13 protein-coding genes are annotated in these 13,241 nt (G+C 69.7%); 8 read left to right on the top strand and 5 right to left on the bottom strand.

Annotated elements, in window-relative coordinates; all coding sequences use genetic code 11:
- Positions 1-43: 43 nt before the first annotated feature.
- Both SSP29_RS60630 and SSP29_RS45845 read right to left on the bottom strand, forming a co-directional pair.
- Positions 44-487: a helix-turn-helix transcriptional regulator gene (locus tag SSP29_RS60630; protein ID WP_150136219.1), complete on the bottom strand. Its 444-nt coding sequence runs from the start codon at positions 485-487 to the stop codon at positions 44-46.
- Between the two features lie 248 nt (positions 488-735).
- Positions 736-2,427 carry an acetolactate synthase large subunit gene (locus SSP29_RS45845; RefSeq protein WP_089106926.1) on the bottom strand — a complete coding sequence of 564 codons (1,692 nt, stop codon included), beginning with the start codon at positions 2,425-2,427 and terminating at the stop codon, positions 736-738.
- 225 nt (positions 2,428-2,652) lie between these two features.
- Between SSP29_RS45845 and SSP29_RS45850 the strand changes: the two genes are divergently transcribed.
- The 5 genes from SSP29_RS45850 to SSP29_RS45870 all read left to right on the top strand — a co-directional run bounded on the left by SSP29_RS45850 (position 2,653) and on the right by SSP29_RS45870 (position 8,254).
- Positions 2,653-3,390 carry a flavodoxin family protein gene (locus SSP29_RS45850; protein ID WP_089106927.1) on the top strand — a complete coding sequence of 246 codons (738 nt, stop codon included), beginning with the start codon at positions 2,653-2,655 and terminating at the stop codon, positions 3,388-3,390.
- 240 nt (positions 3,391-3,630) lie between these two features.
- The gene (locus tag SSP29_RS45855; protein ID WP_245883542.1) at positions 3,631-4,971 is read left to right on the top strand and encodes a molybdopterin-dependent oxidoreductase; all 1,341 of its coding nucleotides are present in this window, start codon (positions 3,631-3,633) and stop codon (positions 4,969-4,971) included.
- 2 nt (positions 4,972-4,973) lie between these two features.
- Positions 4,974-5,477, top strand: coding sequence for a hypothetical protein (locus SSP29_RS45860; protein WP_089106928.1), 504 nt, complete (start codon positions 4,974-4,976; stop codon positions 5,475-5,477).
- The gene (locus SSP29_RS45865) at positions 5,474-6,148 is read left to right on the top strand and encodes a class I SAM-dependent methyltransferase (RefSeq protein ID WP_089106929.1); all 675 of its coding nucleotides are present in this window, start codon (positions 5,474-5,476) and stop codon (positions 6,146-6,148) included. The genes SSP29_RS45860 and SSP29_RS45865 overlap by 4 nt, the downstream gene beginning before the upstream one ends.
- Positions 6,149-6,409: 261 nt before the next feature.
- The gene (locus SSP29_RS45870; RefSeq protein ID WP_089106969.1) at positions 6,410-8,254 is read left to right on the top strand and encodes a glycoside hydrolase family 15 protein; all 1,845 of its coding nucleotides are present in this window, start codon (positions 6,410-6,412) and stop codon (positions 8,252-8,254) included.
- A 254-nt stretch (positions 8,255-8,508) separates the two neighbouring features.
- On the opposite strand, the gene SSP29_RS45875 is transcribed toward SSP29_RS45870, so the two are convergent.
- Together SSP29_RS45875 and SSP29_RS45880 are read right to left on the bottom strand one after the other, a co-directional pair.
- Positions 8,509-8,925, bottom strand: coding sequence for an IS3 family transposase (locus SSP29_RS45875; RefSeq protein ID WP_167450167.1), 417 nt, complete (start codon positions 8,923-8,925; stop codon positions 8,509-8,511).
- 20 nt (positions 8,926-8,945) lie between these two features.
- On the bottom strand, positions 8,946-9,254 hold the full coding sequence (locus SSP29_RS45880) for a hypothetical protein (RefSeq protein ID WP_089106931.1): 309 nt from the start codon (positions 9,252-9,254) through the stop codon (positions 8,946-8,948).
- 146 nt (positions 9,255-9,400) lie between these two features.
- On the opposite strand from SSP29_RS45880, the gene SSP29_RS61640 reads away from it, so the two are divergent.
- Entirely contained in the window at positions 9,401-9,637 is a 237-nt protein-coding gene (locus tag SSP29_RS61640) for a universal stress protein (protein ID WP_089106970.1), read from the top strand.
- 8 nt (positions 9,638-9,645) lie between these two features.
- Here SSP29_RS61640 and SSP29_RS45890 read toward each other — a convergent pair whose 3' ends face one another.
- A complete protein-coding gene (locus tag SSP29_RS45890; RefSeq protein ID WP_150136224.1) occupies positions 9,646-11,040 on the bottom strand; it encodes an APC family permease in 1,395 nt (464 codons plus the stop codon).
- Between the two features lie 552 nt (positions 11,041-11,592).
- Between SSP29_RS45890 and SSP29_RS45895 the strand changes: the two genes are divergently transcribed.
- Together SSP29_RS45895 and SSP29_RS45900 are read left to right on the top strand one after the other, a co-directional pair.
- The gene (locus SSP29_RS45895) at positions 11,593-12,729 is read left to right on the top strand and encodes a molybdopterin-dependent oxidoreductase (protein ID WP_089106932.1); all 1,137 of its coding nucleotides are present in this window, start codon (positions 11,593-11,595) and stop codon (positions 12,727-12,729) included.
- Positions 12,726-13,136, top strand: coding sequence for a hypothetical protein (locus SSP29_RS45900; RefSeq protein WP_089106933.1), 411 nt, complete (start codon positions 12,726-12,728; stop codon positions 13,134-13,136). Before SSP29_RS45895 ends, SSP29_RS45900 begins: the two co-directional genes overlap by 4 nt.
- Positions 13,137-13,241: the final 105 nt, after the last annotated feature.

Here is a 13,241-nt window from a genome sequence, read left to right on the forward strand (position 1 = left end):
CGAAGCCCCGCCGGTCTATGGCGGGGCTTCGTCGTGCGGCTGGTCAGGATGGATTGGCGCTCGTGCTGACGGCTCCGTTGTACTCGGGCTCACCGCTTTCGAGTACGCGGAGGGGCGAGGCGGAGACGACGCGGGCTGCGCGGACGATCAGCAGCACGTGGCAAGGGAACTCCCCGCGACGCACAAGGTCGTAGCCCTTCGATCTCGACATGCCGAACGCCTGGGCGGCGTCCTCGACGCTCGCGGTACCACTCCAGGTGGCACGGATGCGCTCGGGGCTGAACAGTTCGTGCTGCAACTCGCTGTTCTGGCGGGGCATTCCCGTTAGCACTGCCTTAGCCCAGGGCGTGTAGTTCATCGACGGGCCTTTCAGACAGGGCTGTGGCTGTTCAGGTGCGCCGTAGCGGGCTGCCGCCGCGGCGATCAGTGGCAGCAGTGAGCTGGGACGATGGCGGCGGATGCGCTGTCGGTATTCGTCCTCCTTCACCAGCCGGTCGTATAGGTACGCAGCCATCCCGCCATGATCCTCGCCTCGAAGGGAATCTTCGAGGGGATTCCCCTCGCTCCGCTATGTAGGGCAACCGGGCCGTCGGTCTGGGGTGGTCGCCGAGGGGGCCGGAGAAGATCTTCTCCCAGATTTCTCTCAGGGACAGAGAAGTGGCGAGGTGGTGGCATCTGCCACACCAGTGTTACGGGGGTGAATTTGCACTGCGGTTCAGGGTGGTCGACCAGGTGTCAGAACGGGCCGTGGAGGCTGCCCAGCCTGTCGGTCAGGCGCAGGTTCTCGGAGTAGTCGACCGGACAGGCGATCACGGAGACCGTGTCGTCGTCGAGAGCGCGGCGTAGTACGGGCAGCAGTTGGTCGGCGGCCTCGATCGCGTAGCCGCGTGCGCCGAAGCTTTCTGCGTAGGCGACCAGGTCGGGGTTGGTGAACCGGGTGTGGCTGTGGCGGCCCAGTTCGAGTTCCATCTTCCAGGTGATCAGGCCGTATTCCTCGTCCACCAGGACGAGGACGACGAGCGGGATGCGTTCGCGGACGGCGGTCTCCAGTTCCTGGGAGTTCATCAGGAACGAGCCGTCGCCCATCATCGCCAGGACTCGTCGGTCCGGCCGGGCGAGCTTGGCGGCGACGGCGCCCGGCAGTGCGAAGCCCATGGTGGACAGGCCGTTGGAGACCAGGCAGGTGTCCGGTTCGTAGGTGGGGTACAGGCGGGCCATCCACATTTTTCCGGCGCCGGTGTCGGCGAGCACGATGTCCCGGCGGTCCAGGGCGGTGCGGACATCGTGCACCACACGCTGGGGCACCAGCGGGAAGGCGTCGTTGTCGCGTCCGTACTGTAGTTCCTCGTCGAGCAGCGTACGGATCTTCTCGCTGCTCGACGGGTCGTAGCCGAGTCCGTCGGGCAGGGCCGCCGCCAGTGCGTCCAACGCCTGCGAAAGGTCGCCTTCCACGCCCACGGTGACCGGGTAGTGGGCGTCCACCTCGGCGGGGAAGCGGTGCACGTGCACGATCCGCTTGTCACCGTTCGGGTTGATCTTGGCCGGGTCGAACTCCTGGATCTCGTAGCCCACGCAGATCAGCACGTCGGCTGTGTCGAAGCCGAAGTTGCCGTAGTCGTGGCGCATGAAGCCGACCGCGCCGAGGGCGTTCGGGTGGTCGTCGGGGAAGACGCCCTTCCCGTGGAACGTGGTCGCGACCGGGATGTTCAACTGTTCGGCGAAGCGTACGAGGGCGGCCGAGGCGCCTGCCCTGGCGGCGCCGTGGCCGGCCAGCACGACGGGGTGCCGTGCGGCGGCGAGCACCTCGACGGCCCGTGCGATCTGGGAGGGAGAGGGCGCGTCGGCACGCACCGCGTCGATCTGCAGGGGCGCGAGCGGCTGGGCGGGCCGTTCGGCTTCGATGTCTTCGGGCACGGCAAGGAACACGGCGCCGGGCCGCTCGCTCTGCGCGGTCTTGAACGCCTTGCGTGTCATCTCGGGCACCGCGTCCGGACACTCGATACGGGCCGACCACTGGGTCACCGGAGCGAACATCGACACGAGGTCGATGACCTGGTGCGACTCCTTGTGGATACGCCGCAGCGACCCCTGAGCCGCCAGGGCCACCAGCGGCGCGCTGTTGGTCATGGCGTCCGCCGTGCCCAGCAGCAGGTTGATCGCGCCGGGCCCCAGCGTCGCCGAACACACCCCGGCCCGACCGGTCAGCCGCCCGTAGATCTCCGCCATGAACGAGGCAGCCTGCTCATGGCGCACCAGGACGTACCGGATCCCGGAGCCGTTCAGCGCGTCGACGAAGCGGATGTTCTCCTCGCCGGGGATTCCGAAGACGTACTCCACGCCCTCGGCCCGCAGACAGCGCACCAACAGGTGTGCGACGTCCTCCACTGTTGCTGTGTCCCGCGACTCGCTAGCGCCTTCGGTGCCCATGAGACGAACGTAGGCACGCCCGCCTGCCCCGGCCACTGATCCGGCGCCGAACGGGGGTGGCCGCCGGCGGGTATCGACCCGAGCAGCCTCAGCTCACGCATCGGGTCAATGCCAGGTCCGTCTGGGTGCGCTGCGGTGGCGGCTGCCGCGTTCGGCCCGCACGGTGGCTCTGGATGTGGACGTGCCGCCGCGCATCGTGCGGCGGCAGGGCTCTGGGAGGACTGTGTGACCGCTTCGTCGCCCACCACCGACGCACCGCCGGCCCGGTACGACGACCTGCGTGCTCTGGTGATCAACTGCACCCTCAAACGCTCGCCGGAGACGAGCAACACCCAGGGGTTGATCGACCGCAGCGCTGCCATCATGGACGCCCAGGGCGTGCAGGTCGATGTCGTACGGGCGGTGGACCACGACATCGCCACCGGTGTGTGGCCCGACATGAGAGAGCACGGCTGGGAGAGGGACGCCTGGCCCGACCTCTACCAGCAGGTCCTCGCGGCCGACATTCTCGTGCTGGCCGGCCCCATCTGGCTGGGCGACAACAGCTCCGTGACGAAGCAGGTGATCGAACGTCTCTACGCCTGCTCCAGTCTGCTCAACGACGCGGGACAGTACGCCTATTACGGCCGCGTCGGAGGCTGCCTGGTCACCGGCAACGAGGACGGCGTCAAGCACTGCGCCATGAACGTGCTCTACAGCCTGCAGCACCTCGGATACACCATCCCGCCCCAGGCGGACGCCGGCTGGATCGGTGAGGCGGGCCCCGGCCCCTCGTACCTCGATCCTGGCTCGGGCGGCCCGGAGAACGACTTCACCAACCGCAACACCACCTTCATGACCTGGAACCTGCTGCACCTGGCCCGGGCACTGAAGGACCTCGGCGGCATTCCCGCCTACGGCAACCAGCGCACCGCCTGGGACGCCGGCTGCCGCCGCGACTACGAAAACCCCGAACATCGATAGCGACCCCAGTGGCCGGGCATCCACTCGCCCCGGGGAGCAGACAGCTCACCTGGCCCGCGTCGGCCTGCATGAGCCTCGTTCGTTCAGAAACCAGTCGCGACGTGCCCCGTCGCGGAAGTCGCTCGCCGATGGGAGGAGACGCCGATGGCAAGTGGCGGACGGCCGTCGGGCTCGACCCCATCGAGTGGATCGCGACGCCAAAAACCAGCCGAGAAGCGTGTGAGGGAGCGGCTGCAGCGTGTGCGCACCGCTGGGGCGGCTGCGGTGTCGGTGGCCGCCGCCCGTACCCGTGCGGCGGCGCAGCGCATCGGGCAGCTGCCTCCGCCCCCGGGGCCGTTCCGGACGGGGTTCTGGCGCAGTCCGATCCGCGGGCCCTGGCTGACCTCGGTGTTCGGCCTGGTCCTCCTGGTCGGCATTCCGCTGCTCTTCCTCACCGGACTGCTCTCCTACGCCGCCTACAACCCCGATCTGAGCCCCCTCAACGACGAGACCCCCGACAAGGGCATCCTGGGCTTCTACCTCTTCAGCTGGCCCACCCACCCGTACTGGCTGTACCGGCTGCTCCAGGGCGTGCATGTGACGCTGGGCGTGGTCCTCGTCCCGGTGCTGCTGGCCAAGCTGTGGTCGGTGATCCCGAAGCTGTTCGAATGGCTGCCGGTACGCTCCGTCGCCCACGGCCTGGAGCGGCTGTCCCTGCTGATGCTGGTCGGCGGCGTCATCTTCGAATTCGTCACCGGCATCCTGAACATCCAGCTCTACTACGTCTTCCCGGGCTCGTTCTACCGCCTGCACTTCTACGGCGCCTGGGTGTTCATCGCCGCCTTCGTCGTCCACGTGTGCCTCAGACTCGGCCGGATGACCCGCGCCCTGCGCTCGCGCAGCCTGAGCACCGAACTACGCACCGACCTCGCCCACACCGCGCCCGAACCCCCCGATCCCGACGGCCTGGTGGCGGCCGCCCCCGCCCCGCCGACGATGACCCGCCGCGGCGCACTCGGCACGGTGGGCGCGGGATCGCTGCTCCTCCTCGTCGTGACCGCCGGACAGAGCATCGGCGGATGGCTGCGCGGCACCGCACTGCTCGCACCGCACAACCGCGACCCCGGCAGCGGCCCGAACAGCTTCCAGATCAACAAGACGGCGGCGAAGGTCGGCATCACCCCCGCGCTCGTCGGACCGAGCTGGCGGCTGGAGGTGCACGGACGCGGAGCGCCACGGATCCTCACCCGCGAGCAGCTCCTGGCGATGCCCCAGCACGCCGCCGCACTGCCGATCGCCTGCGTGGAGGGATGGTCCACCGAGGACCAGCACTGGAGCGGCCTGCGGCTGGCCGACCTCGCCGCCCTGGCCGGGATGCCTGACGCCGCAAGCGTCCTGGTTCAGTCCATCCAGCCGCCCGGCCCTTTCACCAGGGTGGTGCTGCGCGGCAACCAGATCCGCGACCCCCGAGCGCTGCTCGCCCTCCGCGTCAACGGCGCGGCCCTCTCGCTCGATCACGGCTACCCGGCCCGCATCATCGTCCCGGCCAACCCCGGCGTGAACAACACCAAGTGGGTCCACCGGCTCACCTTCAGGGCGTGACCATGGCACGATTCGTCCGCTGGTACGGCTCCGGCCCCCTGCACCTGCTCGTCCTGATCGCCTCGCTCGCCCTCACCGGCTACGCCATGGTGCGCCTGTTCGCCGTCAGGCCGATTGACGTGGCGATCTGGTTCGTGGGCGCGGCGATCCTCCACGATCTGATCCTGCTGCCCCTGTACTCGCTCGCCGATCTGTCCGCCCATTCCGTCCTGCGGCACCGTTCGGGCGGCGTACCGCAGGTGCCGTGGATCAACTACCTGCGTGTCCCGGCCTTCCTGTCCGGGGTGCTGCTGCTGGTCTGGTTCCCCCTCGTCCTGGATCTGGCGATCCCCTACCAAGGCGACACGCGACTGCACGAAGGCGTCTATCTCGGCCGATGGCTGGCGATCACCGGTGTGCTCTTCGGTGCCTCGGCGCTGACCTTCGCACTCAGACTGCGCCGCGTCCTCCTGGCCGCCCGCGCCGACGAGGAACGCCCACCGCCCGATCGTGACGGCCCCCCGTGACGACCGAGGAGAACCGACCCGCACGCCGGGACCCCTACGCACTGGCCCTGCGGACCGGCGGCGGGCCGGTGTACCTACGGCTGACGGACGGACGGTGGACCTGGTTGCCGGTGCACCGCTGGTACGCACAGCCCACCAGGGCCGACGAAACCCTGCTGGAGCGCTGCGCCGGCCCCGTTCTGGACGTCGGCTGCGGACCGGGCCGGCTGTGCAGGGCACTCCTGCACCGGAGTATCTTCGCCGTCGGTATCGACGTTGCCCCGCGGGCGGTCGCCCGCACCATCGCTCTCGGTGGGACGGCACTGTGCCGGTCGGTGTTCGCCCCCCTTCCTGGTGAGGGAGCCTGGCAAACCCTCCTGCTGGCCGACGGGAACATCGGTATCGGCGGCGACCCCCGGGCCCTGCTCCGACGGTGTACACAGCTCATCGCACCGACGGGTGTCCTGCTCGTCGAGGTCGAGCAGATCGACGTGGCAGAGCGCTGTACCGCATGGGTGGAAGACACCCATGGCCATCGGGGTCCACCTTTTCCCTGGGCACGTCTGGGCGCTCCGGCGCTCCGCCGCATCGCGCGAGAACTCGGCCTCGGCGTCACCGACGAGTGGCGGAGCGATCACCGGAGCTTCCTTGCGCTCAGCCCTCAGTGCACTGCCCGGGGGCGTCCCAGCTGACGGGGGATCGGCGATTCGGTTGCGAGGACATCGGTCGGGCTCCGGTGACTAGCGAGCAGGTGGCCTCGTCGGATCGTGGCACTCGGTCATGACAACAGCGGCGGCGGGAGGTGCGGCCCGCCGGTGGTGCCGCTTGAGTGAGGTCAGTTCGCTGCGCAGGGAGGCTGTGATGGATCACCGACTGGCACATGATGTGGGCCTGCCCCGATGGCGGCGGCTCGGACCGTCCTGGCCGGGTCCGGGGCAGACGGGCTGCGGTCGGTGAGCGCGCGACCGATCGGTGACCATGCCCTGCTGTCCGACTGCCGCTCGGCCGCGCTGGTCACCTCCGAGGGCTCGGTGGACTGGCTGTGCCTTCCCCGCTTCGACAGCCCGGCGATTTTCGCCCGGCTCCTCGACGAGGACGCCGGCCACTGGTCCATCCGTACCGTCGGACCCGCCGACGTCAGCCGCAGCTACGTCGAGGAGACCCTCGTCCTGGAGACGACCTTCCGGGCAACTGGAGGAACGGCAGTTGTACGCGACGCGCTCGCCCTGGGACGGCGCGAGCGTGGACATGCACTCGGCGAGGCTTCCCCCGGAATTCTGCTGCGTCAGGTCACCTGCACCGAAGGACAGGTGAGCCTCGACATCGCCTACGCGCCACGCCCGGAGTTCGGGCTGATCCATCCGCTCCTGTCACCGGTCCGGGGCGGGCTTGCCGCGTACGGCGGCGCCCACGTGCTCCGGCTGTCCAGCCCCGTCGAGCTGACGGTGAGCGGTTCCACCGCGAACGGCCGGTTCAGCCTGCGGGCGTCGGACCGCCTCGGCTTCGCATTGCATGTCGGGCCGGCGTGGGGAAGCGAGCCGGTGCGCTGGCGGGCGGGGCGCGTCCGGCGGCGCCTGAACGACACCATCGAAGGCTGGCGCTCGTGGTCCCGGCAGCACCGCGGCTACGTCGGCCCCTGGCAGGACGAGGTGGCACACAGCGGACGCGTGCTGCGGGGACTGACCTTCGCCCCTACGGGAGCCATCGTGGCAGCGGCCACCACCTCACTGCCCGAACGCCCCGGCGGCACACGCAACTGGGACTACCGCTACACCTGGGTCCGCGACGCGAGCTTCACCCTCCAAGCACTCGGCACAGCTGCCTGCGAGAAGGAGAAGGACAAGTTCTTCGGATTTCTCGCCCGCGCTGCGGCAACCCAGCTCCACCGCGGCATGGACCTGCAGATCATGTACGGCATCGGCGGTGAACACGACCTCAGCGAGCGGCTGCTGCCCCACCTGGCCGGCTGGCGCGACAGCACCCCCGTGCGCACCGGGAACGACGCCTGGCGCCAACGCCAGCTCGACGTCTACGGCGAACTCCTCGACGCCGCCCACGAGACCCTCCCACCCGGAGAGCACCTGGACCAACCCACCCGCGCCTTCCTGGTCGAGGCGGCCGACACGGCCGCCCGTCGCTGGACCGAGCCCGACCAGGGCATCTGGGAGAGACGCGGACCGAGCAGACACTTCCTGCACTCGAAACTGATGTGCTGGGTCGCCCTGGACCGCGCCATTGCCATGGCCCCCGCGCTTCAGGCCGACGAACGCGTACCCCACTGGCGGCATGAGCGGGACAACATCCGCCGAGCAGTCGAAGAGCGCGGCTGGAACGCCGGATTGGGGGCCTTCGCCCAGGCGTTCGGCAGTGACGAGCTGGACGCATCGGCGCTGATGCTGCCCATCGTCGGCTTCCTGCCTCCGCACGACCCGCGCGTCCTGTCGACCGTGCTGGCCATCGCCTCCCACCTCACCGACCGCAACGGCCTGGTCCGCCGCTACCTCGGCGACGAGATCGAGGAAGCGGAAGGAGCCTTCCTGCTGTGCACCTTCTGGCTCGCCCACGCTCTCGCCCTGACCGGTCATGTCGTCCAAGCACGGCAGGTGTTCCAGACCGCCCTCGCACACGCCAACGATGTCGGCCTGCTCGCCGAGGAAACCGACCCCGCCACGGGAGAGGCCCTCGGCAACTTCCCTCAAGCCTTCAGCCACATCGGACTCATCAACGCCGCCCGCGCCATCCGCGATGCCGGGCAGCAGCCCGCACCGCAAGGAACCGAACACCGGTCCCCGGCATGAATCGACGACGGCCGCGTGTACGCCGTCAGGGGGCGGACCAGCGCGGATGACTCATCCTGCGCGCCCGTCTCCCTAGACGGTACGTAGGTGCCGGTCGTGGGCCCGGGCCTCGCAGACAACCGGGACACTGGCCCACCGACGCCGAGAATGAGACGGTCGAACGACCGACGGGGCTGACGTGGCCGCTCCCTGAGGGCACAACGAATCGGCCGGAGTGCCTGATTGTCAATCCCCGGGTTTCGTAGAGACGTTGGTTATGCGGCCCGGCCTTCCTGATCGGTCCGGGCTCGCGCTTCCTGGATGATCCGTCGCACCAGGTCAGGAGCGGTCTTCCGCTTGCTGGGGCGGGTGAGCGAGCGGCGTCGGCGAGGCGGCTTGCGGCCCTGCAGGCCGAACTCGGCCATGATCTCGGCGACGGTGTTCTGCGACACCTGCCAGCCCTCCTCCCACAGATCCAGTGTGATCCTCGGCGAGCCGTACGTCTTGCCCGAGCGGTCAAAGAAGCAGCGGATCCTCTCGGTCAGCTCTGCGCGTCTGATCTCGCGTTTCGTCGGCTCGGACGGTCTGCGGCGCCACTTGTAAAACCACGCCTCCGACACGCCGAGCGCCCGGCAGGCGATGCGATACGGAATGTTCTCCTCGGTCTTGCAGTCGCTGATCGCCCCGACCACGGCGGCCGGGTCCGCCGCAGCTACTTCACCCACAAGACCATGCAGCGTTTGAGCACGTCACGCTCCATGGCCAGCTCCTTGTTGTCCTTCTTGAGCTGAGCGTTCTCCCGCCGCAGCCGCGCGAGCTCCGCGCGGGTCAGCCATTCGTTCCTGCCCAGGCACCGGGCGGCGTGGCTGAGGGTTCGGGTGATGTCCGCCAGCGGGAGGTTCTGGCTGACCCCGGCGTAGACGGAACCGGCCGGGGCGTTCAGGGCCAGGACGTACAACTCGGCGATGTCGTCGACTTGGACCAGCGCCCAGTGGTGGGAGCCGTCCCCGATGCAGGGCACGGCGCAGGCGCCCCGGTTCGACGAAGAACGGCTGCGTCAGGCCGCCGGAGCGGCCGTAGATCAGCCCTGGGTTCACCACCACACGGTGCTTCCGGGTAGTGGCCCGGGCCAGGACGCCCTTTTCGTTCTTCAGTCGCCAGGCGGTGATGCGCGGCGGGCTCAGCGGGCGTCCTCGCCGACGCCTCCGTCGGCGTCGTCATACGCCTCGCAAGTGGCCGAGTCGTCGGGGGCATCCGCCACCCGTGCTGATCGAGGCCGCCCGGCACGCCGAGCTGCTGGTCGTCGGCAGCCATGGGCATGGTGCGTTCGCCGGGATGCTCCTGGAGCCGGTCAGCCGGCACTGTGTGCAGCATGCCGTCTGCGCGGTTCTGGTGGCCCGCTGATTCGTGGGTCAGTCGGCTTCGGCGTGCGCCTCGACGTCCTCGATGCCGGTGGGCCGTCCCGCCTGCGTCCATCGGGCGTACAAGCCACCGGCGATGAGCAGGGCCGCGGCCAGGGACAGCATGGGCCAGCCGCGCAGCAGGTTCACCGCGAGGGTGAAAGCGACGGCCACGGCGGCCAGGCCGTTCAGCCAGGCCAGGGCCGTCTTCCGCTCCTGGCGGGCAAAGCGGGCCATGGCGACGAGGCCGACCAGGAAGCTGACGAAGACAGCGACGGCGTAGAACAGGACGAGTTCCTGCTCCTGACCGGCCGCGGCGACGATGATCAGGGCGGCGGCGGCCAGGTACACCACCACGGACCAGTACGGGGTGTGGTGCCGGTTGGACCGGCCGAGGACCGGCGGCAGCACTCCGGGCCGGTCGGCCGTCCCCGCCAGTGCCTTCAGCAGCCCCGGGCCGGCCTGGAAGGAGGAGCTGGCGGCGGCGAGCAGCAGCAGGGCGCTGGTCAGCTGGAAGGCGTCGTAGAGCCGGCCCGGTCCCGCGGCGGCGTGTGCGATGTCGGCGATCTGGGTGGAGTCGGCGCCGGGAATGCCGACGTGCAGCTGTACGGCGAGGGCGGTCAGGGCCAGGGTCAGGCCGCCGACGATGATCAGCAGGAGCGCGAGCGTGCCCCGGCCGAAGCGGCGGCGGTGTGTGTCGTCGAGCTGGCCGAGCTGCGCGATGGCGGTCGAGGGCGCCTCGATCCCGGTGGCCAGCGCCATCGCGACCGGGAAGGCCAGGACGACGGCGAGTACGGCGGGCCGGCCGGGGTCGGCCGTGGCGGGGGCCTGCCCGGTGGCATGGGGCGAGGCGAAGCCCAGGACGAGTACCGCGACGGAGATGAGCACGAACGCCACGGTCATGACGGCGAACAGCAGCCGCCCGCCGTGCCCGAACCAGGTCAGTCCCGCCACGACCAGGAGCAGCAGGAGCGCGAGCGGGATCCGGATCGGGGCCAGGCCCGGGAACAGGGCGATGACCGCGCTGGCCGCGGCCGCGATCGAGATGCCGATGGTCAGGACGAAGTCCACGACCAGTGCACCGATGGGCAGGAACGTCCAGCGGGCGCCGAAAGCCCGCCCGGCCGCGGCCGCCGCGCCGCCGCCCTTGGGGAAACGCCGTACGAGCTGCCAGTAGTTCGCGGTGACGACCACGACGAGCCCGATGACCAGACTCATCGTGGGCAGCAGCAGCGCGAGGTCGCCGTGCAGGGCGCGCAGGGCGGCCTCGATGGCGTACGCAACCGAGGAGACCGGGTCGGCGATCACCGCGAAGGCGAACGCGAAGAAGAGCACTGAACGGCGGGGTGTGCGCATGCCCGTGGACACGGGCGCGGAGGTGGCGGCAGCCGCCTTGGAGAGGGTCACGCGAAGACCTTCCTGGACGTCCTGACGGACGGATCTCGTTGAGGACACTTCGCCGACCAGACTTCCCGGCACACCACCGTCAAAGTTACGTCAACGACCCGGTAGTGAAGTGTTAGGGGATCGTCAAGATTTCCGCTCGCTGTGCTCGCGGCGGCAGAAGCAGGGCTCTCGACCGGCCTGCGCTTCGGTGCCGGTTTCGCCGGCTTCCTTGCGACGCTGGAGGTGGGTGCGGGCCTCGGGGTGGTGGCTTGAGCGAAGGCGATGCGATGCAGGGCTGCGTTGTCGGCCGGTCACCACCCAGTTGTGGTGCGCGCCGTGATCATCGGTCGAGGGGTCCCGAAAGAAGCAGAGGACGCGGCCCGTTGATCCTCTCGGTGGTTCCGTGCGCGTTGAATGCCGAACACGGGGGAATGCGCCGACGCACGCAGTGGTCAGGACGGCGACGGGCGGAGTCCCGCGGAAGTTGTGCGTGCCCCGTGGCCGCAAGACGTCCCTGTTCCGTAAGGCGGTCAGACGTTCCATGGCGGCCTTCCTCCGGGTGGGATGGAAGGCATGAGATCGCGCTCCTTTCCGCCCGTGTTCAAGGGCAGACTGCACGATGCCCGCACGGCGACCTCGATCGGGCGGTGGCTCGGCCTGGCGTTCGCGGTGTGCTTCTGCACCGGTTTGATCAGTCATTTCATGCAGCACCCGCCGGGATGGCTGGCCAACGAGCTGCCGAGCCGCCCGGTGTGGGGTTACCGGTTCACGCAGGGGCTCCACGTCGCTTCCGGTATCGCGGCGATCCCTTTGCTGCTCGCCAAGTTGTGGACGGTGTATCCCCGCTTGTTCGAGTGGCCCCCGGTGCGCTCGGTGCGGCACGCCTTGGAACGGGTGTCGGTAGCCGTCCTGGTCGCGGCGGCCCTCTTCGAGCTGGCGACCGGCCTGCTGAACACCGCCCAGTGGTACCCGTGGACCTTCCCCTTCGTGCAAGTGCACTACGCCGTGGCCTGGCTGCTGGTAGGAGCGCTGGTACTGCACATCGCGGTCAAGGCACCCGAGATCGCGGCACACTGGAGTCGTCGCTCGCCGGGCACGCTGGCCCTTCCGGCCGAGGACGGCCCCGATCGACGCTCCCTGCTCGCGGCGGTGGCAGCGGCGGTCGGCGCCGTCACCGTGACCACGGTGGGGCAGTCCTTCACCCCGTTGAAGGACCTCACCCTCCTCGCACCCCGCCACCCCGACCATGGTCCCGAGGGCCTGCCGGTCAACCGGACCGCCGCCGCGGCCGGCGTCGGCCTGATCCCCGCCGAGCGCTACCGCCTGGCCGTCGCCGGACCGCAGCCCTACACACTCACCTTGGATGAGTTGCGCGCACTGCCCCAGCACGAGGTCGAGCTGCCGATCGCCTGCGTGGAGGGCTGGAGCAAGTCGGCGCACTGGACGGGCGTGCGCGTCGTGGACCTGCTGGAGCGGGTGGGAGCCCCGGTCCATGCGCGGGTACGAGTGGTGTCGTTGCAGACCCGGGGCGGTTACCGGGTCTCCGAGATGGGTCACGAGCACGCCCGGGACCCGCTGACCCTGCTCGCACTTCGGCTGAACGGTGAGGAGCTGTCGCCCGACCACGGATACCCGGTGCGCCTGATCGCTCCGAACCGTCCGGGCGTACTGCAGACCAAGTGGGTCGGCCGACTGGAGGTGCTGTCATGAGGGCCAAGGTGCTGCGACTGCTGGCCGGCGCGGCCGGGCTGGCGCTGATGGGTGTCGGCGCGTCCCTGCTGCTGGACGTGCAGGACCTGATGGGTGTGGCGGAGTGGCTCGGCGGGGCGGTCGTGTTGCACGACGCGCTGATCGCGCCGTTGGTGCTGCTCGTCGGGCTGGTGCTGGTCCGTGGTGGGGTGCGGGGGCCGATCCGTGGGGCGCTGCTCGTGGCGGGCGCCCTGACCGCGGTGGCGCTGCCGGTGCTGCTGCGGCCGGGGCCGCGGGCCAACTCGACGGTGCTGCCGCTCGACTACCCGCGCAACTGGTTGCTGACCCTGGTGGGCGTGGCTACGGTCACGGCCCTGCTGGTGGTGGCGAAGGAGGTCCGTCGCAGCCGACGGCGTCCACCTTCGTAACGATGGCGTCTTACGGGTGTCTTACGCACCTTCGGCACGGGCCACGCCCGGCTCAGGGCATTCCTACGTTGGCGCCATGCGAACTCTTCGTACAGTGGCCCTCGT

Source organism: Streptomyces hyaluromycini (genome assembly GCF_002217755.1).
Lineage (GTDB): Bacteria > Actinomycetota > Actinomycetes > Streptomycetales > Streptomycetaceae > Streptomyces > Streptomyces hyaluromycini.

Coding starts and splice junctions, on each gene's coding strand:
- SSP29_RS45845 (WP_089106926.1), bottom strand. CDS start 2,427: ATGGGCACCGAAGGCGCTAGCGAGTCGCGGGACACAGCAACAGTGGAG.
- SSP29_RS45900 (WP_089106933.1), top strand. CDS start 12,726: ATGAGGGCCAAGGTGCTGCGACTGCTGGCCGGCGCGGCCGGGCTGGCG.
- SSP29_RS61640 (WP_089106970.1), top strand. CDS start 9,401: ATGCGCGGCGGGCTCAGCGGGCGTCCTCGCCGACGCCTCCGTCGGCGT.
- SSP29_RS45860 (WP_089106928.1), top strand. CDS start 4,974: ATGGCACGATTCGTCCGCTGGTACGGCTCCGGCCCCCTGCACCTGCTC.
- SSP29_RS45895 (WP_089106932.1), top strand. CDS start 11,593: ATGAGATCGCGCTCCTTTCCGCCCGTGTTCAAGGGCAGACTGCACGAT.